Origin of the sequence: Acidisoma sp. L85, assembly GCF_009765865.1 — a bacterium.
GTDB lineage: Bacteria > Pseudomonadota > Alphaproteobacteria > Acetobacterales > Acetobacteraceae > Acidisoma.
Map to the genome: position 1 here is coordinate 322573 of NZ_LMUQ01000052.1, position 23758 is coordinate 346330.

At 61.3% G+C, this 23758-nt stretch carries 22 protein-coding genes; 15 read left to right on the forward strand and 7 right to left on the reverse strand.

Features of this window, described 5'->3' with window-relative positions; all coding sequences use genetic code 11:
- Positions 1-59: 59 nt before the first annotated feature.
- The 5 genes from GSQ83_RS17255 to GSQ83_RS17275 form a co-directional block, all read right to left on the reverse strand.
- Positions 60-1007, reverse strand: coding sequence for an AEC family transporter (locus GSQ83_RS17255; protein WP_158804100.1), 948 nt, complete (start codon positions 1005-1007; stop codon positions 60-62).
- A 99-nt stretch (positions 1008-1106) separates the two neighbouring features.
- Positions 1107-2270, reverse strand: coding sequence for an epoxide hydrolase family protein (locus GSQ83_RS17260; protein WP_158804101.1), 1164 nt, complete (start codon positions 2268-2270; stop codon positions 1107-1109).
- Between the two features lie 655 nt (positions 2271-2925).
- On the reverse strand, positions 2926-3198 hold the full coding sequence (locus GSQ83_RS17265; protein ID WP_158804102.1) for a hypothetical protein: 273 nt from the start codon (positions 3196-3198) through the stop codon (positions 2926-2928).
- A gap of 220 nt (positions 3199-3418) precedes the next feature.
- Entirely contained in the window at positions 3419-4375 is a 957-nt protein-coding gene (locus GSQ83_RS17270) for a cyclase family protein (protein ID WP_158804103.1), read from the reverse strand.
- Positions 4372-5514 carry a LacI family DNA-binding transcriptional regulator gene (locus GSQ83_RS17275; RefSeq protein ID WP_256367068.1) on the reverse strand — a complete coding sequence of 381 codons (1143 nt, stop codon included), beginning with the start codon at positions 5512-5514 and terminating at the stop codon, positions 4372-4374. The genes GSQ83_RS17270 and GSQ83_RS17275 overlap by 4 nt, the downstream gene beginning before the upstream one ends.
- A gap of 91 nt (positions 5515-5605) precedes the next feature.
- Here GSQ83_RS17275 and GSQ83_RS17280 point away from each other — a divergent pair, with 91 nt between their 5' ends.
- The 9 genes from GSQ83_RS17280 (at position 5606) to GSQ83_RS17320 (ending at position 15004) form a co-directional block, all read left to right on the forward strand.
- The gene (locus GSQ83_RS17280) at positions 5606-6463 is read left to right on the forward strand and encodes a transketolase (RefSeq protein WP_158804220.1); all 858 of its coding nucleotides are present in this window, start codon (positions 5606-5608) and stop codon (positions 6461-6463) included.
- An 8-nt stretch (positions 6464-6471) separates the two neighbouring features.
- Entirely contained in the window at positions 6472-7605 is a 1134-nt protein-coding gene (locus GSQ83_RS17285; RefSeq protein ID WP_158804105.1) for a transketolase family protein, read from the forward strand.
- 45 nt (positions 7606-7650) lie between these two features.
- Positions 7651-8745 carry a substrate-binding domain-containing protein gene (locus tag GSQ83_RS17290; protein WP_158804106.1) on the forward strand — a complete coding sequence of 365 codons (1095 nt, stop codon included), beginning with the start codon at positions 7651-7653 and terminating at the stop codon, positions 8743-8745.
- A 29-nt stretch (positions 8746-8774) separates the two neighbouring features.
- Positions 8775-9605, forward strand: a complete 831-nt coding sequence (locus GSQ83_RS17295; protein WP_158804107.1) for an SDR family NAD(P)-dependent oxidoreductase — start codon at positions 8775-8777, stop codon at positions 9603-9605.
- Between the two features lie 49 nt (positions 9606-9654).
- Positions 9655-10620: an ABC transporter permease gene (locus GSQ83_RS17300; RefSeq protein ID WP_158804108.1), complete on the forward strand. Its 966-nt coding sequence runs from the start codon at positions 9655-9657 to the stop codon at positions 10618-10620.
- Entirely contained in the window at positions 10617-11585 is a 969-nt protein-coding gene (locus GSQ83_RS17305) for an ABC transporter permease (RefSeq protein WP_158804109.1), read from the forward strand. Before GSQ83_RS17300 ends, GSQ83_RS17305 begins: the two co-directional genes overlap by 4 nt.
- Positions 11586-11596: 11 nt before the next feature.
- Positions 11597-12622 (forward strand): zinc-binding dehydrogenase, encoded by a 1026-nt coding sequence (locus GSQ83_RS17310; RefSeq protein WP_158804110.1) that lies wholly within the window; start codon positions 11597-11599, stop codon positions 12620-12622.
- Complete coding sequence (locus tag GSQ83_RS17315; RefSeq protein WP_158804111.1) at positions 12619-14136, forward strand: ATP-binding cassette domain-containing protein; 1518 nt, start codon at positions 12619-12621, stop codon at positions 14134-14136. The genes GSQ83_RS17310 and GSQ83_RS17315 overlap by 4 nt, the downstream gene beginning before the upstream one ends.
- A gap of 70 nt (positions 14137-14206) precedes the next feature.
- Positions 14207-15004 (forward strand): SDR family NAD(P)-dependent oxidoreductase, encoded by a 798-nt coding sequence (locus GSQ83_RS17320; RefSeq protein ID WP_254065740.1) that lies wholly within the window; start codon positions 14207-14209, stop codon positions 15002-15004.
- A gap of 104 nt (positions 15005-15108) precedes the next feature.
- Here GSQ83_RS17320 and GSQ83_RS17325 read toward each other — a convergent pair whose 3' ends face one another.
- Positions 15109-15999, reverse strand: coding sequence for an SMP-30/gluconolactonase/LRE family protein (locus GSQ83_RS17325; protein ID WP_158804112.1), 891 nt, complete (start codon positions 15997-15999; stop codon positions 15109-15111).
- A 152-nt stretch (positions 16000-16151) separates the two neighbouring features.
- Here GSQ83_RS17325 and GSQ83_RS17330 point away from each other — a divergent pair, with 152 nt between their 5' ends.
- The 6 genes from GSQ83_RS17330 to GSQ83_RS17355 all read left to right on the forward strand — a co-directional run bounded on the left by GSQ83_RS17330 (position 16152) and on the right by GSQ83_RS17355 (position 22846).
- A complete protein-coding gene (locus GSQ83_RS17330) occupies positions 16152-16970 on the forward strand; it encodes an SDR family NAD(P)-dependent oxidoreductase (protein ID WP_158804113.1) in 819 nt (272 codons plus the stop codon).
- 48 nt (positions 16971-17018) lie between these two features.
- Positions 17019-18311 (forward strand): ABC transporter substrate-binding protein, encoded by a 1293-nt coding sequence (locus tag GSQ83_RS17335; protein ID WP_158804114.1) that lies wholly within the window; start codon positions 17019-17021, stop codon positions 18309-18311.
- 58 nt (positions 18312-18369) lie between these two features.
- Positions 18370-19242: a branched-chain amino acid ABC transporter permease gene (locus GSQ83_RS17340; protein WP_158804115.1), complete on the forward strand. Its 873-nt coding sequence runs from the start codon at positions 18370-18372 to the stop codon at positions 19240-19242.
- An 8-nt stretch (positions 19243-19250) separates the two neighbouring features.
- Positions 19251-21044 carry an ABC transporter permease subunit gene (locus tag GSQ83_RS17345; RefSeq protein WP_158804116.1) on the forward strand — a complete coding sequence of 598 codons (1794 nt, stop codon included), beginning with the start codon at positions 19251-19253 and terminating at the stop codon, positions 21042-21044.
- Between the two features lie 90 nt (positions 21045-21134).
- Entirely contained in the window at positions 21135-21773 is a 639-nt protein-coding gene (locus GSQ83_RS17350) for an ABC transporter ATP-binding protein (RefSeq protein WP_254065762.1), read from the forward strand.
- A gap of 59 nt (positions 21774-21832) precedes the next feature.
- Complete coding sequence (locus GSQ83_RS17355; protein WP_158804117.1) at positions 21833-22846, forward strand: zinc-binding alcohol dehydrogenase family protein; 1014 nt, start codon at positions 21833-21835, stop codon at positions 22844-22846.
- A gap of 122 nt (positions 22847-22968) precedes the next feature.
- On the opposite strand, the gene GSQ83_RS17360 is transcribed toward GSQ83_RS17355, so the two are convergent.
- Complete coding sequence (locus tag GSQ83_RS17360) at positions 22969-23673, reverse strand: M24 family metallopeptidase (protein ID WP_158804118.1); 705 nt, start codon at positions 23671-23673, stop codon at positions 22969-22971.
- Positions 23674-23758: the final 85 nt, after the last annotated feature.

Here is a 23758-nt window from a genome sequence, read left to right on the forward strand (position 1 = left end):
CTCGCCCGGCTGGGCGCCTGACGGCGGGCGGGACTGGATTCAGCGCCGTGTCTAGTTGCCTAGTTGCCGATGGCTGCGCTGCTGTTGAGCCCCGACAACGCATAGAGCCACAGCATCAACGACGCGACAGACAGCAGCGTTGTCAAAGCTATTGTCGTGGCAACCATCGGCTCCTCACATTTGTATTCGCCCACGAGGATGAAGACGGTTTTCGCCGTTGGCACCGCTGCGCAGATGACTGCTGCGATCGTATAGAGCGGGTCGAGTCCACAGGCCAAGGCGAGGCCATAAACGACAATTGGCATGATGAGCAGCTTAACCGCTGCCAGCACCAGGGATGACCCTAGATCGGTTCGCATTCCGTCGAGCGACAGCCCAAGCCCTATCGCGAATAACGCACATGGTGTGAGCGCGTCGGCAAAGATCGTCAGATAGGCGGCAACAGGGCCAGGTATCGGGACGCCGACCGCGGACCAGACAATGCCGAGAAGCGTGGAAAGAACAAGAGGGTTGAGGACTATATGCCGGATAAGCGTCGCACGTTGCGTGCGGCCGTATGTCCTGTTCTTTTCTAGCAGAATGACTGCCGCAGGAAACATCACCACTGCGACGAAGACCGTGGCGATCGCGGCGGGCAGAACCGCATGCGGGCCATATACTGCCCGAAGAATGGGTAACGCCACAAAGCCCGTGTTGGTCATGGACGCGGCCATTCCGTACATCGTCTGGCGCTGTGCGTTGCGACCGTTTCGCCGGCCGCTCAATATGAATACAATGCAGAAGCAGATGAGCGAACCGCCGCCGAAAGCTATCAGGAACCGCCATACCAGCAGCGAGCGCGCCGGCTCTTGCCCAATCGTGACGAGTAGCAGCGCGGGCATGGCAATATTGTACGCGAAATAGATGAGTGCGTCGGACAGGTTGCGCGATACATACCCGAAATACCCGGCCATCCAGCCGGTGAGAATCACGGCAAAAACGGGCAAGATAAGGTCTGCAACCGCCACTACATGCTCCCCATCCGGAAATCAGTCTCACCGAGGGTGATTTCTTCTTGCGCCCGACCTTCGCGGCAGCTTTAAGGAACGATTTTTGCTTGCGGCGACTTAGGCGCTGGCCCGCAAGGGACGGAAGAAGGACCGGACGTCCTCTGCCAGGGCTTCCGGTTGTTCCATAGCGGCGAAGTGGCCGCCTTTTGGCATCACCGTCCAGCGCTGCAGGTTGGTGAAGGTCTGCTCGGCCAGGGATCGCGGCGGCCGCACCATTTCGGCTGGGAAAGCGGCGAAGGCGGCTGGGACGGTTATGATCGTGCCGTCCGTGATCTGCCATCCGCCGTGCATGCGGGCGTAATACGGCCAGAACGACGAACCAATGGCGCCTGTGAACCAGTAGAGGCTGATATTCGCCAGCATGTGGTCCTTGGAGAACACGGCTTCGACGTCGCCATGGCAATCGGACCAGGAGCGGAATTTCTCGATGATCCAGGCGGCGAGCCCTACCGGCGAGTCCGACAGGCCGAAAGCCAGGGTCTGCGGCTTGGTCCCCTGGATCGCCGAATAGCCAGTTCCTTCCTTCAACCAGTCGGCCAGGTTGTCGAAATAGACACGACCCTCTGCGGTGGAAGTATCGGCTTTCTCAGGGTCGCGTGGCAGCGGCATCATGTTCAGGTGCATCCCGATCAGCCGCTCGGGATAGGCGACGCCGAGCCGGGAGGTGATCGAGGCACCCCAATCACCGCCCTGCGCGGCGAAACGCTTGTAGCCCAATACGTCCGACATCAGAGACGCGAAGCAATCTGCCATCGCCTCGACACTGAAGCGGGGTTGCCCAGGGCTGAACGACAGACCATAGCCCGGTAGCGACGGGGCTATGACGGTAAACGCATCCGCGGGATCACCGCCGAAGCGTGCCGGATCGGTCAGCCGTGGGATAATGTCCAGGAACTCGAACACCGAGCCAGGCCAGCCGTGCGATAGCAGCAGGGGACACGGGTTAGGACCCTTCCCCGGCACATGCAGATAATGCAGATCGATCCCCGATAGCTCGACGGTGAATTGCGGAAATTCATTGAGCCGAACGACCTGGTCGGGCCAGGAAAATGTCTCGCGCCAGTAGGTAACGAGTTCCCGCATATAGGCGGTGTCAGTGCCCGTGACCCAAGGCTCCCCCGGCGGTTGCTCGGGAAATCTTGTGCGCGCCAGGCGCTGCTGGAGGTCCTCGATGGCGCCTTGGTCGACCTCCAAATGGAACGGTACCGGTTTCGGGCTCATCGTGGTCTCCCTGTCGCTCAGCTTGAGTGTGTCACCCGTTACATGGGCCGATCACGCCCAACAGCGAACAAGTACACCGGAGGGCGGCGCAACGCTACGCCGGCCGTTCTGAGAGAGGCCGAGGCGAGCGTGGGTTGGTCATGGGCGTGGTGTCGTCGCCGCTCGCGGGCTCACGACGGCTCCGTCGCGCAGCGGATATCAGCCGGGTTCGCTGTTCACGGCGCGGCAGTGAACCCGGCGGAATCAGCTTCCATCTTGCACGTATAGAACCCGTGGCCGTAGCCGGCTGATATCGGGGAGAGATGATAGGTGAGGCTTCTCCCATTCGACCATACAACCGTGTCTCCTGGGCAATCCGCGGCCGCCGCATCAGGCGTCGCGAACCTATGCGACTTCCCGAGGCCGTTTGTCGCTCCCGCCGACGCGCTTTGCGCGGAGGGTGACTGCGCCATTGCAAGGGAACCCGCGCCCAGTGCGCAGAGAAGACCCAGCGGTAGGACTGTCCATCGGTAGGCCATGGTTTCCTCCGTGAAGAATTTTCGACGTATTGCACCCGTGGAGAATGCAAGTTGGTGTCGCGGAAGTAGTAAGCCCGCAAATTTTTGCAAGCTCACCGTGCTGAGGGTTAGCGATCAGTCCCGCCGGCGCCGAAACGTTACGGCAACGGCGTGACATTGCCCGAAGGATCAACCTTGAACCGGCTCTCGCCTCCGCCCTTGTTGCCTTCGCCCATCCAGCTCCCGTCCTTCTCCTTCGTGAGGCCTGACATCATACTGTATCCTGCGACGCCGGCATCATAGAGGGCTTGCTGTTGCGTGAGGCCATTCGGGGCCGTCTTCCCTGGGTCAGGCGGGTTCGCCTGAGCAAGGGCTGCCGCCGATGGCAAAGCGAAAAGCAATGCCGTTAATGCAAGACGAACGACCCGCATGACGCGCCTCCTGATCAACTCGCTGGGCTTCGCGCGCTGTGCAGCGCCGTATGAGACTTATTCCGCCCCATGCGGGCTGGGAGACCCAGCACCGTCCATAATTTGTAACGAATTATCTCTGCCGTGGAGTTCGAGGTCGCAACGAGCGAACCCTGATGGCGGCCAAACTCAACGCCGCAATCACGCGGTAACGAGTCCGTGATCCGCGACAACTCTCGCGCTACTTGATCGCGAGCACATTCGCCGGCGAGCCGACGCCGCCGAATTTGTTGAGCGGCGCGGACACAAGCATAAACGAATAGCAACGGTCCTTCGCGCATTCGTCAGCGAGCTGCTCCAGATACCACATTTCGCCCAGAGCCATTCCGAGCAGGGGGATGAGACGGAAATGCAAATAACTATCGACCTTCAGCTCGTGCGGCCAAGCCTCCACGGCCGGGCAATCCGAAGCGACAGCGGCCACGTGGCTGTCCCACAGGTATTCGGCCATGTCCTCACCACCCGAGATGCCTGGGGTCTTAAGCAGGTTGATTGAGTCATCGGCGAGCGTCGCGCGCGTTTGGGCATCGGCGCTCTCGTACCAGTTCATCCAGCCGCTGCGAATCACCAGGATGTCGCCCGTCTCGTAGGTGATGCCGGCCGCCTGCCGTGTCGCTTCGAGATCGGCGACGGTGAAATCGCGGCGTTGGCTGCCGTCAATGGGCTGTCCCTGAGAGGCGAGGTAGCGGGCGACATCGAGCAGAACGCCGCGGCCGACGATGCCTTTGCGCGCGTAGTTGTGCATGCCGTTTCGCGCCCCATTGGCGGCGGCCATGTCTTCGCGCTTGCGGCCATTGTAGAAGCCGTATTCCGGATGTTCGACATGGCCCAAAGCATCCCATTGGGTCGAGCTTTGCGGATAGAAGCTGTCGTAGCAGTCGTCAAAACCGACTTCATTTGGAAACGGGTGATGCTGGATGGCGCCTCGCCCATAGAAGGGGGGATTAGGTTCTTCGAGCTTCCAGTTGAGCGAAAACACTTTGTGGGAACGCACCGATTGCATTCCGCGCTGTACCTGCTCTGTCCCCAGGAGGTTCAGGGTTCCGAGTTCATCATCCTTGCCCCAAAGTCCCCAGGCGGAACGTGGCGGCATCGACTGATCTAGTGGCAAATCGCGATAGCGAGGAGGATCTTTCATGGGATTCTCTTTTTTCCGGAAGGAACGGGCGGGACAGCGCTTTGGCGAAGCGAGGTCGAGGCGCGGCGAATAAGCTCACACGGCAGAATGACGGTGCGCGGGGGGCGCCCGGCGTCCTCCAACCGCGCGAGAAGCAACTCGACAGCCGTGATGGCGATCTCGCGCAGAGGCTGCCGGATTGTGGTCAGGGCGATGCGGTCCCAACCGGCCATTCGGACATCGTCAAAGCCCATGATCGAGAGATCTTCGGGCACGCGGATGCCGTTCGCCATGGCGGCATTGAGCGCGGCTATGGCGATCTGGTCGTTGTGACAGAAGATGGCTGTTGGCGGTGAGCGCCGTTGCATGAGGCGTTTGGCAGCCTGATACGCACGATCATAGTCAAACCCGGCGACCTCTACCTCTTCCGCCGCGAGAGAGAGACCAGACGCGGAAAGCGCGCTGACGAACCCTGCGCTCCGCTCCCGGATCGCTTCGGCGCCCGCGGGGCCTGTGATCATGCTGATGTGGCGATGGCCTAGTTCGATGAGATGCTCGGCGGCGAGGGTTCCGCCGTGCCGGTTTTGCGTGCCGACCATGTCGATGCCCCGCATTTCCGTGCGGTTGATGACGACTGTCGGCAGATGACGTGCCAGGATGCGCTTCTCCTGATCGGGCGGAATGAGCGAGGTGGCGACAATGACGCCATCGACATGGACCTCGGAAAGAAGCTGTCCGGGACTCTCTTTGTCGCTCACGCGGCCGTCGATAATGAGCGGTCGCTGGCCGCGTTCCGTGAGAGCCTTGTGGATTGTGGTGAAAATCTCGCCGTAATAGCCATTCAACATGTCGCCGAGCACCACGGCGATTAGGTTGGTGCGATTCGTGACGAGGCTGCGTGCGCTGTTATTCGGACGATAGCCGAGCCGTTTGATCGCGCGGCTGATGGCCTCGAACGCTTCTTCCGAGACGTTCTTGCCGTTCAAGTATCGCGAGACAGAGGATTGCGACACGCCGGCGGCTTTGGCGACGTCGATACTGGTCGGGAGCCGCGAAGCATTCGCGGCCCGTGAACCTGAAGCTGAGGCGATCGGACTGGCTCCCGATATCTTGGCTGGAGGGCAATGCGTAGTCACAATTGATACGAGATTTGCCGCCATCCGTAAAGTTGTTCGTCTTCTGTGTTGACACCCTTGGTGGTTACGTATTCATATCCCGGCAAGAAGAACGATGCGGGAGGGCGTGACGCAAATGGCCGTCGAGCGGTCCAATCAGACCCCAGCTGAGCTGGCCGCACATTGCGTTGCCGTGCGCGAAGCCATCATGCAGTCGGCGGCGATCTGTGGCAGTGGCCATTATGGGCCGAGTTTCTCCTGCGTCGAGATCCTGGTTTCCCTCTACTATCAATTCATGCGGCTGAATCCCAACGAGCCGTCCTGGGCCGACCGCGATCGCTTCATTCTGAGCAAAGGGCACGCCTGCTCCACGCTTTATCCGATCCTCGCGGATCTTGGCTTTTTCCCAAAGGAGGAGTTGCGTACCTTCACGCGCCTGGGCAGCCGGCTCGGGGATCATCCGGATATGCGCAAGGTCCCGGGCGTCGATTTCTCGGCGGGGGCGTTGGGCCACGGTCTTTCGATCGCGCTCGGCATGGCGCTGGCGGCGCGATTGGACGAAAGCAATCGTCGCTGCGTCGCGCTGCTGGGCGACGGCGAGCTGAATGAGGGCCAAATCTGGGAAGCGGCCGCCTATGCGGGGGCCAATAAGATTTCCAATCTTCTCGCTATTGTCGATGCGAACAAAGTTTGTGTCGATGGCGCGACGGAGGCGGTCCTCGATATGGAGCCCATCGACGCAAAGTGGCGCGCTTTCGGCTGGCACGCGGAACGCGTCGATGGTCATTCGCTGAGCCAATTGCTCGACCACTACGCAGAGTTTGAGCGGCGGCGGGCGGAAGGCGGTCCACCCACGGTCCTCATCGGTGACACGATCTCCGGCAAAGGCGTCGATTTCATCGAGGGCAAGGCCGAGTGGCACATCGGCTTCCTTGGCGGCGTGGATGTCGAGCGTGCCCTCGAAAGTATCCGACGCACCCAGTCGGCGCATTGAGGCAGATCATGAAACTCGTGCGGCAACCAACCGTTCTACAGGATGAAGCATCTTTCGATCACGAGGGCCGTGCCGGTGTTCCTGCGCGCACGCTCGGCACGATCCTGAGTAACCGCGCGGACACTGACTCGCGGCTTGTTGTGGCAACGGCCGATCTTGCCTGGTCGACCTTCGTGGCTGAATTTCTCGAGCGTCATCCCCGGCGATTCTTTCAGGCCGGGATCTCAGAGCGCAATATGCTGGGGTTCGCCGCCGGTCTCGCGGCTTCCGGCTACATCCCCTATGTCACGACCTTCTCGGCGTTTGCCAGCCTGCAAAGCCTCGACGTGATCCGCAACGACCACGCCTATACCAACCTGCCGGTCAGGACGATCGGCACTCATTGCGGCATCTCGATGGGCTATTTCGCGTCGTCGCACCACGCGATCGAGGATATCGGCGCCTTGCGCTCGATTCCCAATCTTACAGTTGTCGCAGCGGCGGATTTAAATGCGATGGAGGGCCTGCTCCGCGACGTGCATGATCTCCCGGGGCCGGTTTACATCCGCTTCGGCCGTGGCGCCGATGGGCCGCCCGTCTATCAAGCTCCGAATGAGGTGCGCTTCGGTGAAGTGACCCAGGTGCATGAAGGCCGCGATATTCTGCTGCTGACGACTGGCATCGGGGTGCATGCGGCGCGGGATGCGGCTCGGGCGCTAGGAGAGGAGGGCGGGTTGTCGGTCACTGTGGGTGATCTTCACACAATCCGGCCCTTTCCGATCGAGCGCATCGCGGCGCTCGCCGCCCGGCACCGCGCAGTCGTGGTGGCGGAGGATCATGTGATTGATGGTGGCATCGGCACATCGGTGCAGCAGGCGCTTCTCGAATGCGGAGTCGATACGCCGGTATTCAAGCATGGCTTGCGCGATTTCGCGATCGTTGGGCCGCCGTCTCACATGTATCGCTACTACGGTCTCGATGCGCTTGGCATGGCAATAGTCGTTCGCAGGGCGGCGGAGCGTTTAGAGCAGCCCGCATCCACGCGTTATCGCGAGGCGCTCTGGGGCTCTGCTGATATGGCGAGGATCCTTGCGGAGCAGGGGCGTGCCGATCTTGAGCGGCAGACCTCGTCATCGGGACGTTTCGCCGACGCCGTGCGCTAGGCCAAAACAATGCTTCAAAAAGACGTAAGAACGGGAGAAAGCAGAATGGTCGTGACATATAAAAAACTTGGCGGTCTGACGGCGAGCCTGGGCTTGCTCCTCGCAAGCTCAGCCTTATCACCGGGCAGGGCGGCGGATGCGGGAAAAACTGGTCCGTTCAAGATCGCCTTCTCCAACGCGACAATCGGCAATAGTTGGCACCAAGGCTACATCCACAGCATCGAAACCGCGGTGGATGAAGCCAAGAAAGCTGGGCTGATCGCGAAATACGCATCGGCCAATGCCAATGGCGATTCCTCGGTCCAGGCTAGCCAGATCCGCGCCTTCGTCGTGCAGGGCTATCAGGCGATCATCGTCGATGCGACATCGGCTTCCGCTTTGAACGGCGCGATTGCGCAAGCCTGCGCGCATGGTGTCGTCGTCGTCGGTGTGGACCAGACAGTCACGGCTCCCTGCGCCTACAATGTCTATGAGACCTTCGAGGCCGCGACCAAGGAACAGGCGGAGACTTTTGCCAAGGCGCTCGGCGGCAAAGGAAACGTGTTGGAAGTGCGTGGCACCGCAGGGACCTTGCCGGATCAACAGATGCATAATGGCATGGAGCAGGGCCTGCAGTCCTCGCCGAACATGAAGGTCGTCGGCACCACCTATGCGGACTGGACCGATACCGTCGCCCAGCAAAAGGTGGCGGCGATGTTGCCTAGCCTGCCGAAGGTCGATGCGGTCGTGGGCCAGGGCGGCGATGGCGCTGGGTCGGCTCGCGCCTTTCAGGCGGCCGGCCGGCCGATGCCGATGATCGGCTTCGGAAACCGGGGCAATGAATTGCGGATTTGGTCCGACGAGCTGAAGAAGAATCCAAACTACGTGGCGGTGTCCACGATGTCCATGCCCGGTATCGGCTCGGCTGGCGTCTGGACGGCGATCGCCATTCTGCAGGGACAGAAACTTCCGAAGCAGATCCGCTTTCCGCTCCTTGCGGTCACGAAAGACACGCTTGACGTCTGGGTTCAGCACACGCCGCCTGACGGGGTAGCAAGCACCGATCTGACGCAGGCGCAGGGCGACGCGTTGTTGAAGAGCAACCTGGCGGGAACGGTGCCGGAAAGCGTCAAAGCCACCCCCGGCGGCTTTAAATTCTGAGCCGTCTCTAAGTCGCGAGAGGAATAGTCATGCCCGCACAGACCGTCGGTGACCTTGTCGATCTCTCCGGAAACCGCGCCCTGGTTACCGGCGGAGGCTCGGGCATCGGCCGCGGCACGGCGGAATTGCTGGGCGCCGCCGGAGCGCATGTCCTGGTGCTCGACCGGGACATGGCGGCGGCGCAGGGGACCGTCGATCGCATCAAGGGCGAAGGGGGCAGCGCCGAACCGCTGGCGATCGACGTCACGGTGCCGGGTCAGGTCGAAAGCGGGCTGGGTGATCAGCCGCTCGAGATTTTGGTCAACGCCGCGGGCATCATCGTGCGCAAGACGCTGATGGAAACGACACATGAGGAGTGGCAGCGGGTTATCGACGTCAACCTGACCGGGTATTTCAACGTGCTCAAGGCGGCGGTACCCGCCCTGAAGCGGGCGCGGACGGGATCGGGCCGCATCGTGCAGATCGCCTCGGTCACAGCGCAGGTTGGTTACGGCTACCCGTCCTATACGGCGGCGAAAGGCGGTGTTTTCTCCATGACGCGGCAGCTCGCTTCCGAGCTGGCGCCGATGGGCATCAGGATCAACTCGATCTCACCGGGCGTCATCGAGACGGGCATCAATCAGGACACGCTGGGGCAGGTGGCGATCCGCGCCGCGACGATCGGCCACACGCCGCTCGGCCGGATCGGACTGCCGCTGGATATTGCCAAGGCGGTGCTTTTTCTGGCCTCCGACCTTGGTGAATTCGTGACCGGCACGAACATCGTGGTCGATGGCGGTTTCATCAGTGCGATCAACTGGGGCGGCGCCTCCGGCGCGCTTCAGCGCGCGCATGAGAGCGAACTCAGAGCCGCTTCCTGACGGCAGCGGTGCATCACCGGGCGCGGCGATCGGCCACGAGGTACGAGGCATGTCCGCTGTGACGCGCATGAGTCTGGCCAGGACGCCGAGTGCGATTTCCGTGTTGCTGCTGGTCGGCACCTTCGTCGCCATCGGCATCATCCAGCCCGACGCGCTGACATATGACGGGCTCTCGCTCATCCTGGTGGGTGCGATGCCAGTCGTACTCGCCACCATGGCGCAGCTCTTCATCATGGCGGCCGGCGATATCGACCTCGGCATTGGCCAGTTCGTTGGCCTCGTCAATGTCACCGCGGCGGCCAGCCTCGGGACGCAACCCGGCATTGCCATCCTCGGTCTCGCTCTGGCCGCGGTCGCCTATGTTCTCATGGGTGCGCTCATTACCTATCGCGGGATTCCCTCGATCGTCGTGACTTTTGGCATGGGGTCGATCTGGCTCGGCGTTTCGCTGCTCATCATGCCAACGCCAGGCGGTGAGGCGCCGGGCTGGCTCAGCGCGGCCGCGAATGCGGAGCCTCCGCTGGTGCCCCTTCCGATCATCGTCTTCGCCGTTCTGACCGTCGTCGTCTATCTCCTGCTGAACCGGACGCGGCTTGGCATCCGTTTGCGCGCCGTGGGTGCGAGCCCGGAGGCGGCCACGCGCGTCGGCCTTTCAGTCATCCGACTGAAGATGACGCTCTATGGTTTGGCCGCGCTCATGGGTCTTCTCGCTGGCCTCGTTCTCACTGGCTCGACGGGCTCAGGCGACGCGAATGGCGCCGCCACGCTCGTTCTCTCGACCGTGGCGGCGGTCATCGTGGGTGGCGGAGAGTTTCGGGGCGGGCGGGTCGATGCGGTCGGCGCGGTCTGTGCGGCGGTGGCGATCGGCCTCATCACCTCCATCATGGCCTTCCTTAACGTCTCCGCCGCCTATACGAGCGCGGTCGAAGGGTTGATCCTGGTCGTCGCGTTGGGTGTGCGGGTCGTCGCCTTCAGGCGCCTCCGCCCGCCATCCAGAGCGCTTGCCGCCCCATGACGAGTAAGGCGCTCACCGGATCCGGCTCCGCGCGTGCTAGCCGCTCGCGGCGCTGGCATGCTGACTGGCTGCCGGCGGCGCTGGGCGCCCTCCTCGTCTGGGTCGCGACAGGGGCGGTGGCGGGGCAGGGCTTTCTCGGCACCCTGCAGCAGTCGATCATCGTCGCGTCCTTCCTGGCGCTGGTCGGGTTCGGCGAGGTCTTCGTCATCAGCACGGGCAGCGGCAATATCGATCTATCCGTGCCCTATGTCGTGACGCTTTCCGCCTACCTCAGTGCCAGCATCATGCGCGGTTCAGACGCCATGCTGTTGCCAGCTTTGGCGGCCATTCTGGTGCTCGGCCCCATTGTCGGCCTCGTGAACTTCAGTATCATTCGTCTGCTCTCGATCCCGCCGCTTGTCGCGACGCTCGCCGTTGGATTCGTTTTGCGGACGGTCGTCGAATTGCTGGCGGCGACGGGTGCGAAGGCACCTAGCCCAGCGCTGATCCATTTCGCCGTGGGGCACTTCATCGGCGTGTCACCGCTGTCGCTTCTGGTCGTCGGGGTCGGCATCGTCGCGAGCATCCTGCTCACCCGAGCCCGCTACGGGCGAGAGGTCCTGGCGACCGGCCAATCGCCGGAAGCGGCGCGGCTGGCGGGAATCGCAACGTCTCGGGTTGTTCTCCGCGCTTATATGCTGAGTGGTGGGACCGCCGCGATTTGCGGACTGCTGTTGGGTGCCTATTCCAATGGTCCTTCGCTCGACATGGCGGAGCAGTATCAGCTCGGGGCCATCGCTGTTGTCGTGCTCGGCGGCTCCGCGATCGCCGGTGGCCGCTCGAATGTCGCGGGCGTCTGGTGGGCGGCTTTGCTGCTCACCCTGCTCGCGACGCTCGTCAGCCTGACCGCCGCTGGCCCGGGCGTTCAGCATATCGCCGAGGGTGCGGTCATTGTCGGTGTGCTTGCCGCCATGCCCAAGCGGTGAAGGAGCTCATCATGCAGTCCCAAGCGACAGCCTCGGTTCGCCAGGCGACGGTGCTGGACCCGCGCCGTGTCGAAGTAGTTCGCGGCGAGCTTTCGTCGCTGCCGGAAGGCTACGCCCGGATCGCGGTTGAGGTCTGCGGAGTATGTGGCTCGGATCTCACGATGTACCGCGGGAACCATCCTGTCATCAGGCCGCCCATCGTGCTTGGCCATGAGGTCATCGGCACAATCAGTGAGATTGCTGGACCGGCGGCGGGAGGTTTTGTGCCCGGAGCGAGAGTTGCCTTCCTGCCGCAGGTCGGTTGCGGCAATTGCGCACCCTGCCGGCGCGGCGATGAACGGCTGTGCGCCCAAATGAAATTGATCGGCGGGCAGATCCCAGGCGGCCTTGCCGAAGCTGTCGTCGTGCCGGTCGGCAACCTGATCGGTGTTCCAGACTCAGTGCCGCGCCTGCTTCAGGTTCTAGTCGAGCCGCTCGCCGTCGCGGTGCATGCAGCTGGCCGCGTCGCTCTCACTTCGGAGGATGATTGCGTCGTGCTGGGCTGCGGCCCAATCGGAGCCCTGGTGGGTTTCGTCCTGCGAGCCCGTGGTGTCGCGAAAATCACGATGGTCGATCCGGACGAGGGGCGCCGTGCGACGATGGCGTATTTCGGCTTCCACGTTGCCGAGGGGGTTCCGGTTCAGCCAGACATGTACGATGTCGCCTTTGAGTGTGTGGGAGGCGCCAAGCCGGCGGAGACCGCGCTCGCCGCGGTCCGCGCCGACGGTCATGTTGTTCTGGTTGGCGTCGCCGCCCCCGCGCTGAATTTTAGTGGTGTCCAACTCCAACGGCAGGAGCGCACCATTACCGGATCGCATATGTATCGGAGACAGGAATTCGAGTCGGCGTTCAGTCTTCTCGCTCGCGGCGTCGTCCCACATGACGCGGCCTCCCTGCAGCGCCTCATCGAAATCCGTGAGCTGGACGACATTGCTGAAATCATGCGGCAACTCGACAGCCGCGCCGTTGCCGCGCTCAAGATCGTGGTATATCCATGAGCGATCGTGGCCCCGTCCTTGTCGCGCTAGACGGCATCTCAAAGAGTTTCGGTTCGACCCGGGCTGTTCAGAGTGCCACCATTGAAGTGCATGCGGGCGAACTGGTGGGACTCATCGGCCATAACGGTGCCGGAAAAAGCACCACCATGCGCGTCATCAACGGGGAACATCAGCCCGACGCCGGCCGCATGATTGTTCGAGGCGAGGAGGTGACGAGCAGCCTTACTCCGGGCCAAGCCCTCGAACTCGGTATCCGGAGCGTGCCTCAGGAGCTTGAGTTGCCTGGGAATCTGCAGCTTCGAGAGGCGGCAATCTTCGCGGGAGCGCGCGCGGTAGGGGCCGGGCGCGGCTGGCGCCGCCGCGCGGATCGCATGATCATGGCGATTCTCGGTGATATTTTTCCTGGCCACGGCATGTCCGCCGAACAAAGGATCGAGTATCTGTCGATCTCTCAGCGGCAGATGCTCGCTGTCGCACTTTCCGGGCTCTGGGCGGAAGGCGAGCTTGCAACCTGCCTGGTTTTGGATGAGCCGACCAGTTCGCTTGACGCGTTCAGCGCGGAAAGTCTGTATCGCTGGCTGCGGCGGGAGGCACAAAGTCGTGGCCTGGCTGTGCTGGTTTCGACTCACAAACTGCAGGAGGTCATTCGCGAGCTCGACCGCGCCTACGTCATGGCGGATGGGGTCGTGGTCGCGGAGCGCTCCATGGCCGGCGCGACGCGCGGCGATCTGGTTTCCGCCATGCACAGCCGAGGGCTTTCGAAACCAGCGCCGGTGAAGCTTCAGGCGGAGGCCGCAGCCTCTCAAGCGGAAGACCGCGGCCACGCTGGAGGCATCTCGATCTCAAGCTATTCCAATGACGTTATCAAGCTCGATGACCTGCGCGTTGCGAATGGCGAGGTCGTCGGTCTCGGTGGCTTGGAGGGTCAAGGGCAGAAGGCCGTGCTTCGCGCGATTTTCGCCGCAAGTCGATTGGCACGCCATCATTCTGGCATCCGCGTTTCGGGCCGCCTTACCTTCGTGAGCGGTGACCGTGCAACTGAGGGCGTATTTCGGCAGTGGAGCGTCGAACGCAACCTCTCGGTCTCCGCGCTCGGAGTGCTGTCTCGCTTCGGTTGGATCGCTCGAGATGCCGAACGATCACTCGCAGAAACATGGCGCGATGCTCTGCGGGTGCGCGGGGAGCTCGCGGATGGAATCACCAGCTTGAGCGGCGGCACGCAGCAGAAAGTTCTCGTGGGCCGCGCGCTCGCCGATGCGCCTGATGTCCTTCTGCTCGACGACCCCACGCGCGGCGTCGATGAGGAGACCAAGTTGGAGATCCACGCAATCGTCAGTGCTCAGGCGAAAAAGGGCACCGCCGTTCTCTGGTATTCGACAGAAGCCGCCGAGTTGAAAAGGTGCCAGAGAGTTTGCGTCATGCTGGGTGGCCGGGTCACGGATATGCTCTTGACCAAAGACCTCGACGACGAAGCATTTGAAAGCCGGTTGGTTGGGGCTTCGTTCGCTGCCTGAAGATGCCGCATTGGGCGCTTGCGACCGTGGCCTGGGAAGCGCCCTTACAAGCAAGGAAAATAGGGAACCGATGATGGGCGAATTGGAGGGGAGGGTCGCGCTGATCACCGGTGCGGGTAGTGGCCTGGGCCTTGCGACTGCTCGCGTTTTCGCAGGTGCGGGCGCTCTGATCATCATCAATGACCTGCGTGCCGAAGCAGCTGAAACGGCGGCCCGGTTGTTGGGACCGAAACATTATGCCATTGCCGGCGATGTTGCCGACGAGGCCTCGGTCACCGCCATGGTCGCCGATGTGGCGGCGCGCTTTGGCCGCATCGACATCCTGGTCAACAACGCGGGCATTCCGGATAGCTTCGTGCCGACGGTGGATCAGACCCTCGCACACTGGCAGCGGCTGATCGATATCCACCTGACAGGCACCTACCTCGTCTCCAAAACGGTCGCGCCACATATGATCGAGCAGAGGTCGGGCGTGATCCTCAATCTCAACTCGATCGCGGGTATTCTCGGCCTACCGGTGCGGACGGCCTATAGCGCGGCCAAGGCCGGCATCGGCATGCTGACACAGGTGCTCGCCTGCGAGTGGGCACCTCACGGCATTCGAGTCAATGCTGTCGCGCCTGGCTATATGTTGACGCCGTTGCTCGCCAAGTTAATCGAGGATGGAAAAGTCGATGGAGATCGCATTCGCCGCCGGACCCCAATGGGGAAGCTAGGGAAAGCCGAACATGTCGCCGAGGCAATGTTGTTTCTGGCGTCTGACCGCGCCGAATTCATCACGGGCGTGACGCTGCCTGTCGATGGCGGTTATTGCGCCTGGGGCGCGCCGAGCGACGCCTACCCGCTCGAAAATTTTCCTTCGGTATGAGCTGGAGTCGTTATGTCCGGGGCATTTTGTGGGAGTGCAGGGACGTATCCGGGCGAGTCCCGCCGCCCGGATATCAGGAGAGGCCTAGTCCGACGGCCGTCTCCTCAGATGGCCAGACGCGGCTTGAAAAGAGGAAGACCTTCACAGGGTGTCTCTAGGACTTCGATTCTCGACGCCGAAACCTCCGTGACAAAGGCTCGTCGACCCTCCGACGCGAAAGCTATGTTCGTGGGCTTCGGACCATTCGTCGGAAGACGGCCGACGACCTCGCCAGCGGGGTTCAGTATCGTCACATCGCCTTGGCCGTAAACCGTGCAATACAGGTTGCCATCAGTGCCGAATGCCATACCATCCGGCCCTCTCCAAACGGGAGAGTCGCCCAGCTTGTTGACGTTTCCGAAAACTTCCCGCTGTGGCGTCTTGCTTCCGAAAATATCGTAGCGGAACACAGAACCCCCCAAGGTCTCATTGACGTAGAGAAAATTGTCTGGACCAAAGGCGATGCCATTTGTGAATTTAATGTTTTCATCGAATTGGCGAACGACCTGACCTTTTATTGGATCAATCTCGTAGGAGCAGCCCCGATAAGGAAGCGTTGCATAGTCTGGGTTGATATCCAGGCCTGTGATGAAAACAGTGTCGAGAATTCCTGAATCAGTCAAATACAAGTGCCCGTCGGGACCAAACCTCAGATCATTCGGCCAGAGGAAGCGGTCTGTCGGATGGGTTATGCGCTTCGCCAGGCGTCCGTCCGGATCGAAGCAGAGCACCACACCTTCCCTGGCCTCCGCCACCCAGATCCGACCATCGCCATCGACGGTCATGCCATTCGGCCGCCCGCCGACTTTGATCCGCGTCTCAACCTTCCCATCCAAATCGACACTGGTGACGCAAGCGCGTGATCCAGCCATCTCGACGGCCCAGACAGTGCCATCCTGCATGGCGACCGGGCCTTCGCCCTCGACAATTCCCTCACCGAAGATTGCGTTCGGCATGGTTTCTCCCTTTCATCTGTCATCAACGGATATAACACGGCTCGTCTTGGAAGGTAGAACCTATGATCGCTTGACCGGGGAACAATGATCTGAATACGTTGTCGGAAATTGGCGACAACTAAACCTCAACGCTGGGAGACGTCAGAGACTTCATGCAAAAGTCGGCTTATTCGCCGCCTGTGGTCGTGGTGATTGGTGGCGCATCCGGAATCGGGGCGGCAACCGCGGAGTGGCTTGCGCGGCGCGGGCATGTCGTCGTGGTCGCGGACCGTTCAGAGGAAGCCGCGCGATCGTTTGCGACGGTGCTTGCCGCCGAGGGTCTGAGCGTCGAGGCGGCGGGCGTCGATGTCAGCGAGGAGGCAGCCTGTGACGCGCTTTTTGCCGATCTCGCGTTTCGATCGAAGCCCGCCCAGTGGCTTGTGAATTGTGCCGGCACCAATGTGAGGGCCTCCGCCTTCGATGTGAAAGTGGAGGATTGGCGGCGCGTCCTCGATGTCAATCTCCTCGGGACGTTACTGGCGGCGCGCGCATTCGCGCGGATTCTGGTGGAAAGAGGGCTGCCCGGCGCGATTGTCAACGTAGCGTCCATGCTTGCCCATTTCGGAACAACGAATCTGATCTCCTATGCCGCGTCCAAAGGCGGTGTTGCCATGCTCACCCGCTGCCTCGCCACCGAATGGGCCGGCGACAACATTCGCGTCAATGCTGTTAGCCCCGGCTATATCGAGACCCCGCTCACGACAGGAATTCTAAGTATGCCGAAATACCGGAAAGCGCTGCTCGATCGAACACCAATGGCGCGGTTCGGGAAGCCAGCCGATGTTGCCTCTGTGATAGCGTTTCTGCTTTCGGACGATGCGGGCTTCGTGACGGGGCAGATACTGCCCGTGGACGGCGGAATTATCGGCGGCGATCCCAATATGGGTCCGCCGACGAACGACCAGATCGCGGAAATTCTCAGACAGGCGTGATGCGCAGGGTGACGGCGCATAAAAAAGCAAAAAAGGGAGGAACATCGAGTGACGACAAAAGGAAAGTGGCAGGACGGACTGTCACGTCGGGCAGTAATGCTTGGGACAGGTGCGATGGCCGTAAGCGCGTCTCTGGGCGTTTCGGGGGTAGCGCGGGCGCAGGATGTTTCGGGGCCTCTGGAGCCCTGGTTTGGCAAGGGCGGCAAGAGTGCCGGGGCGGGATTGACGTGGAATCATGGTCTTAATCTTGCTTTGACGGGAACGGGCGCCAGCTTCGGTCAAGCCATGACTCGAGGCGCCACGACGGCCACGGATCTCATTCGGGCGTCGGGTGGGCCGACTATCGTGCTGAAGCTGAATGACCATCAGGGCGGCCTCGTTCCACCTGCCGTGACGGGCGTTCGTCGCCTTATTTCTCAGGAGCGGATTCAGTCGCTTGGTTCCTCCTATGGACCCGCGACCGAAGCGCTGTTTCCGCTGATCGCGAATGTCGGCCTCACCACATTCTGGAGCGGCGGCGCGGGACCAACAGGTCTTGGAAAGACCGATGTTTGGATTACGATGGCGCTTTTCGCGCTCGATCCGGCAACGGGCGGCCTCGCCTATCTGGCCAAGCGGTTTCCCTCCGCCAAGCGACTGGCACTCATCGGCCAACAAGAGAATGGGACAGCCGCGATCAATGAGATCGCGCCGCGCGTCTGGCCTCAGGTCAGTGGCGGTCAAATCGCCTCCACGGAATTCGTCAATATCGGCACGACCGATTTCAGCTCGCTGATTGCTCGGCTGAAAAGTGCCAAGGCGGATGCCATCTTCACGACCATCTATGGCAATGATCAGGGCTATTTCATCAAGCAGGTGCGCGAGGCTGGTGTCGACATTCCCATCATGTCGATCGACCTCGGAACACCAACCGTACCGGACATCGCCGGCAGCGCCATCGCCAATAATTGCTTTCTCGCCGTAGACGGCTATCAGCCGCAAAATCCGAATCCCTATAACGCTTTGTTCGTCGAGACCTTCAAGGCGAAATACAAGACTCCGCCGGACTATTTCGCCGCCAACTTCTTCGAAGCCACGAATATCCTGGCCGCCCTCATCGGTCGCACTATCAAAGCCGGGAAGACACCGGGCAGGGGCAGTGTTTTGAGCGACGCGTTCCAAGCGGGTCCCAGCTTCCCATCGGTCTATGGCGGATCCGCAGCGGCAGCGGGCGTCATGACCTTCAATCTGAAGGACCACTCGGTGACAAAGCCTTTGGGCGTGTTTCAGATCGGCCTGGGCGGAGTTCTGACCAAGGTCGCGACGATCGAGAAGAATTCCACAACGCTCGGTCCGGCCTAAGGAGCATGGCGCCCTTTTGCGCTCGCGAAGGGCGCCAGATGCCGAGCCGTCATAGCAGATGAACCAGCTTCTCCAGCTCATCGCCTTCGGGATTGTGCAAGGGGCGACCTATGCGCTGCTCGCTGCGAGTTTCTGGCTCATCTACGCAACGACCCGGACGTTTCACCTGGCGCATTCCGTAACCTACGCGGTCGCCGGCTATGCGGCTTTCGTCATCTCGGTGCAGCTTGGCTTGTCTCTTTGGCTCGGGGCCTTCGCGTCCGTGATAAGCGCCGCAGCGGTCGGCTGCGCGATCGACGCAATCCTGTATCGGCCCATGCGCGCGCGCGGTGCATCGGTGCTCTCGATATTTCTGGCCTCACTCGGCGTCGCGGCCGCGGGGGCAGCGGCATTGCAACTGATTTTCGGTCCGCTCGTCAAACAAGTCCCCGGATTTCCCAACGCGACGCTCTATCTCGGCTCCGTGACAGTGACGAGGCTGCAGGTATTAACGGCCTTCTGCGCGGCCGCGACGATATTCCTCGTTTTCCTGTTCATCACGAGAACCCGGACCGGCAACGCCATAACGGCGGTGCGAACCAATCCGACGATGGCAATGGCTGTTGGAATCCCGGTCGAGCGCATCTCGGTCCTCGTCTTCGGCATTGGCAGCGCGATGGCGGGGCTTGCCGCCTTCTTTGAGACGATCAGCTTCGTGGCCTATCCAACGATGGGATTGCAACCTGTCATGTTCGGCGTGATCGGCGTTTTCCTTGGCGGCATCGGATCAATTCGTGGCGCGGCTTTAGGTGGTTTCGTATTGGGATTTCTACTTGTTTTCAGCGGCCTTTTCCTGTCGCAGAATCTTGGCGTGATTTTGGTCTTCGCGGTGCTCCTGGTAGTAGTCGTGTTCAGGCCAGAGGGGTTATTGCGCAGCCCCAGCGGCGCGTGAGATAGAAGATGGGTGGGTCCTATATCGCCGATCTCGCGAACCAGATCACGTTCCTGGTGGCGCTAGCGGTTTCGCTGAACCTGCTTCTCGGCTTCGCCGGCCAGATGTCGATGGCGACGGCGGCGTTCTATGGCCTGGGCGCCTATACCTGCGCGATCATGACCGCGCAGGGAATGACCCTCACCGGCGCCGCGGTCATCGGACCAGGCTGGCCGTTTCTTGGCGGCCTAGCCAGCGCGATCGTTGTGTCCTTCGTCGGCGGACTTGTGGTCGCGGCACCAGCGGCCCGTCGCGTAAGGGGCGACTATCTGATCCTGCTGACACTTGCTTTCCATTTTTTGGTCGTTACGATCGCTTCGAGCTGGGTCGGGCTGACGGGTGGTCCGAACGGAATCGTGGTTCCGCCAATCGGATTTTTTGGCTACGAGATAAACACCACCGATCAAGCTTTTTGGTTCCTGCTTGCCTGGGCCGCGTTTGTCTCGCTGGTGTGTTGGTGGATTGGCCGATCACCATTTGGCCGCCTTCTGCGCGGGATTCGTGAGGACGAGATCGCGATCCAGGCGCTGGGAAAGCGGACGATCGCGCCGAAGTCGCTCGCTTTCGCGATGACGGCCGCCATGGCAGGCGCGACGGGCGCAATCTCGGCCGCCTATATGCAGTTCGTCGCGCCTACAACATACAGCCTCGATCTCGCGATTCTGGTTGCGGCCTGCGTCGCCCTCGGTGGTCCGGGAAACATCTTGGGCAGCGTTGTCGCGGCAATCGTTATCGGTGCGTTGCGCCCGATCCTGGAAAACGTCCCCTCGCTGTCGAGCGACAGCGCGGTCCCGTGGCAGACCGTCATCTACGGATCGATTCTAGTTGCCGGTATGGTTTTCAGGCCACGAGGACTGCTGCCGGAAGGTTTGATTGCGATGCGCCGTTTTCCTCGGGAGGCGATCTCCGCTGTACCTAGGGTCGTACAAGCCACGCTCCTAAAGACGGTGGGCGAGCGGGATCAACCGGCCTTAGCTAAAAGTAGCGTGCCCAATCCGATGATCGCCTCGCCAATTGTCCGGGTCAGGAATCTCTCGAAGAGTTTCGGTGGTCTGCAGGCGGTAAAGGACGTCAGCTTCGACCTGCATCCGGGAGAAATCGTCGCGTTGATCGGACCGAACGGTGCTGGCAAAAGCACGATCTTCAATCTGATGACGGGCGCGATCCGCCCGGACCAAGGAGAGGTGACGCTGCACGGGCAATCCTTAGCGGGTGCTGATCCCTGCGCAGTGGCCAGATCTGGCATGGCGCGATATTTCCAGCATGTACGCATTTTGCCCGGTCTTTCCGCCCTCAACAACGTTGCGATCGGCGTTCCTCGTCAAGCTGGCGAGAACCTGGCTATGACATTTCTTGCGCCTATGCGGGTAGCTAGGGGCGAAGCCGAGGTGAGGGCCGAGGCGCTGCGTCAGTTGGAGAATGTCGGAATCGCACCGCACGCGAACCGCACCGCCCAAGATCTCGCTTTCGGCCAGCAAAAGCTTGTCGCTTTCGCGCGCCTGCTGGCAACAGGTGCGCAGGTTCTCCTGCTCGATGAACCGACATCGGGGGTTGATCCCCAGGCGGCTGACCAGATCATCGCGCTCGTTCGAACGCTTGCGCAAAGCGGTAAGTCGATCTGTATCGTCGAGCATAGCTTGCACGTCGTCTCGGAACTGGCGGATCGAATTTTGTTTATGAACGCGGGTGCCATCATGGCGGAAGGAACCGTTGAAGCCATCACCACGCGTCCCGATCTCGTCGATTTGTATTTCGGGACCTGAGCTGTGGATCTCGCAAAAGACCACAGCGGAACGCCGCTCACCGTATCGGGCCTTAGCGCTCGCTATGGGAAGCGGGTGGTATTGACAGATGTGAATCTTCATGTCGATGAGGGCGAGATCGTCACCGTGCTTGGTCACAACGGCGCGGGCAAGACCAGTCTTCTACAGTCGATCATGGGGATGATGCGTGACCGCTCAGGCGTGGTTCGAAGCTTCGGTCATGACATTTCCCGCCGGTCCTACTATCGCAACGTCGCGGCCGGGATTTCCATGACGCCAGCCGAGTCACCGGTCTTCCGGCCGCTGAGCGTTGTAACCAACCTGCGTCTTGGCGCTTACTCGACCTCGCCGCCTGATCTCGACGACAGGCTGAACGAGATATTCAAGATCTTTCCTCGCTTGCGCGAACGTCGTGACCAGCTCGCCGGCACGCTCAGCGGCGGGGAACAGCGGATGCTTGCAATCGGCATGGCGATCGTCAACCGACCCCGCCTCATGCTGCTCGACGAGCCTTCGATCGGGCTGGCGCCAGCGACGGCTGCCATGATCATGACCGAAATCGCCCGCCTCTGCTCGACCACCGGCGTGTCCATTCTCCTCGTTGACCAGAACGTCCGCAGCGCGTTACGGCTGTCCTCACGGGTTTACTATCTTAGGATGGGCAAAATCATCCTAGAGGAATCGGCCAAAGCGGCCAGAGCCCGCGATCACTACTGGGATCTTTTCTGACCGACGAAATCTGTCGAGCCGGGTGGTGTGCCCGCACGAGTAAGGTAAGGATCGGCCTGATGCAATCGCTCGTGACGACGGCACCGCGGCATATGGAGGTGCTCCAGACAGCGGAACCTCTAGGGCCAGCTAGCGGGGAGGCGCTGATCAAAATCGAGGCCGCGGGGATTTGCGGCTCGGATTATCACCTCTATCTCGGTGATCATCCCTATTCCCGCTTCCCTCAGGTTCAGGGTCACGAATTTTGCGGAACGGTTCTGGGGTTCGGCGCGGATTGCGAGCGGCTAATCCCAGTCGGAAGCCGTGTCGTGGTGGAACCCCTCATCGGGTGTGGACATTGCTATCCTTGCAGCCTCGGGCGATACAACTGCTGCATCGACCTCAATATCATCGGCGTGCACTCACCTGGCGCCTTCCAGGAATTGCTATGCGTACCGGAGAGATTGCTTAATGAGGCCGGCGATCTCGATCGTGAGCTGGCCGCCTTCGCCGAGCCGATGACCATTGCCCTACAAGCGGTCAAACGCGCGGGCGTGAATGATGGGGACAGCGTATTGATTATCGGCGCCGGACCCATCGGCCAAGCGTTGCTGCTGAGTGCGAAGGCCTACGGCGCGAGAGTGGCTGTCGCTGATCTTGTTCAAACTCGCCTTGAGCGTGCCGCGGCAGTCGGGGCCGACAAAGTTGTCGATGCGCGTGGCGACTGGGTATCCGAGATTAGACGCTGGCTCGGAGGAGATGGGCCGACGGTGGTGATCGATGCGACAGGCTCGCCGGCCGCCATACGCAGCGCATTCGATGTCGTCTCGGCGGCTGGGCGGATTGTCATCGTAGGGATCTCGGATCGTGACGTCGCAGTGCCAGTTATCACCTATTCCAAAAAGGAGTTGGCGGTCTTCGGCTCGCGTAATAGCGTTCGTATGTTTCCCGAGGCGCTAAAGCTGGTTCGCGAAAATCAAAGCAAAGTGCGCACCATCATCACTCACCGGATTGAGCTTAAAGACGCGTCGGACGTGATCGAGCTGGCGCTCGCGAAGCCCGAGGTAGTGGAAAAGGCCGTCATTCTCTTGTAGCGTCGTTTAAATTTCGGTGCGGCCGATCGGCATGACTGCGCGGGCTAGTGCCCGTTCTCTCGAATCACAACGGCTGCTGCGATTTGTATAGTTGCGCTCATTGGCAACTCTGACGTCGCCACTCAATCGACTGTCAGGAGTTGCTCGTAGAATCCACCGATTTGGCGAGCGCGGTCCACAAGATGGATCTCCAATATCCAGTGCCGCTTTTGTCCCAGCGGATTGAGGCGGCTCATGGCGTCAAGGTTGCCCCGGGTGATGTACAGCGTGATCCGGTCGTTGGGGATCGTCTCGTGCGGAAAAGAGCCAACGAGATGTCCAGCAATGCGGCCGCCGAACTCCCACCCCGCCTGTTTCGCCAATTCGCACGCGATGTCATAAAAGGCTTCGCCGGTGATGTCGGGATTGGATTGAAAGTGGGACTTTGCCGCAAGAAAAACCGGCTCAAGCGCGTCCCGGAGCCGATGTTTGACAGGATCGCCCCCCAGCACGAAGGTTCGCCCGAAATCCGCTTCCCAGGCCTCGAACACCGGTCCCAGATCGACAAACAGGATATCGTCCGCCTCGACTATGCGGTCCGGCGGATTTTCGACATACGGCATCAGCGTATGCGGCCCGCTCCTGATCACACGCTTGTGCCAATGGGCGGTCACGCCGTAGCGCTCGGCGGCAAGCGCGTGGATCTGGTCGCTGAGTCCCTGCTCGCTGACGCCTGGCCGGATCAGGTCGCGTTCTATCTCGTCAAACAGGCAAATTGCTTTGTTCTGCGCATCGCGCAGATAGGATGCACGTTGATCCTCCTCCGTCGCAGCATTTCCCGCGGACATGACACTCTTTCCTTTCAAGCCTGAGATGGCGCCACGATGTCTCCCGCGCAACAGCAATAGTAGACCTCGGCTTGGCCAAAGCCCT

What these genes read in the sequence shown, in the direction of transcription:
- GSQ83_RS17310 (WP_158804110.1), top strand. Translation starts at nt 11,597, where the DNA reads ATGCAGTCCCAAGCGACAGCCTCGGTTCGCCAGGCGACGGTGCTGGAC.
- GSQ83_RS17285 (WP_158804105.1), top strand. Translation starts at nt 6,472, where the DNA reads ATGAAACTCGTGCGGCAACCAACCGTTCTACAGGATGAAGCATCTTTC.
- GSQ83_RS17325 (WP_158804112.1), bottom strand. Translation starts at nt 15,999, where the DNA reads ATGCCGAACGCAATCTTCGGTGAGGGAATTGTCGAGGGCGAAGGCCCG.
- GSQ83_RS17265 (WP_158804102.1), bottom strand. Translation starts at nt 3,198, where the DNA reads ATGCGGGTCGTTCGTCTTGCATTAACGGCATTGCTTTTCGCTTTGCCA.
- GSQ83_RS17275 (WP_256367068.1), bottom strand. Translation starts at nt 5,514, where the DNA reads ATGGCGGCAAATCTCGTATCAATTGTGACTACGCATTGCCCTCCAGCC.
- GSQ83_RS17315 (WP_158804111.1), top strand. Translation starts at nt 12,619, where the DNA reads ATGAGCGATCGTGGCCCCGTCCTTGTCGCGCTAGACGGCATCTCAAAG.
- GSQ83_RS17305 (WP_158804109.1), top strand. Translation starts at nt 10,617, where the DNA reads ATGACGAGTAAGGCGCTCACCGGATCCGGCTCCGCGCGTGCTAGCCGC.
- GSQ83_RS17300 (WP_158804108.1), top strand. Translation starts at nt 9,655, where the DNA reads ATGTCCGCTGTGACGCGCATGAGTCTGGCCAGGACGCCGAGTGCGATT.
- GSQ83_RS17340 (WP_158804115.1), top strand. Translation starts at nt 18,370, where the DNA reads ATGAACCAGCTTCTCCAGCTCATCGCCTTCGGGATTGTGCAAGGGGCG.
- GSQ83_RS17355 (WP_158804117.1), top strand. Translation starts at nt 21,833, where the DNA reads ATGCAATCGCTCGTGACGACGGCACCGCGGCATATGGAGGTGCTCCAG.
- GSQ83_RS17345 (WP_158804116.1), top strand. Translation starts at nt 19,251, where the DNA reads ATGGGTGGGTCCTATATCGCCGATCTCGCGAACCAGATCACGTTCCTG.
- GSQ83_RS17295 (WP_158804107.1), top strand. Translation starts at nt 8,775, where the DNA reads ATGCCCGCACAGACCGTCGGTGACCTTGTCGATCTCTCCGGAAACCGC.
- GSQ83_RS17290 (WP_158804106.1), top strand. Translation starts at nt 7,651, where the DNA reads ATGGTCGTGACATATAAAAAACTTGGCGGTCTGACGGCGAGCCTGGGC.
- GSQ83_RS17330 (WP_158804113.1), top strand. Translation starts at nt 16,152, where the DNA reads ATGCAAAAGTCGGCTTATTCGCCGCCTGTGGTCGTGGTGATTGGTGGC.
- GSQ83_RS17260 (WP_158804101.1), bottom strand. Translation starts at nt 2,270, where the DNA reads ATGAGCCCGAAACCGGTACCGTTCCATTTGGAGGTCGACCAAGGCGCC.
- GSQ83_RS17270 (WP_158804103.1), bottom strand. Translation starts at nt 4,375, where the DNA reads ATGAAAGATCCTCCTCGCTATCGCGATTTGCCACTAGATCAGTCGATG.
- GSQ83_RS17280 (WP_158804220.1), top strand. Translation starts at nt 5,606, where the DNA reads ATGGCCGTCGAGCGGTCCAATCAGACCCCAGCTGAGCTGGCCGCACAT.
- GSQ83_RS17320 (WP_254065740.1), top strand. Translation starts at nt 14,207, where the DNA reads ATGATGGGCGAATTGGAGGGGAGGGTCGCGCTGATCACCGGTGCGGGT.
- GSQ83_RS17360 (WP_158804118.1), bottom strand. Translation starts at nt 23,673, where the DNA reads ATGTCCGCGGGAAATGCTGCGACGGAGGAGGATCAACGTGCATCCTAT.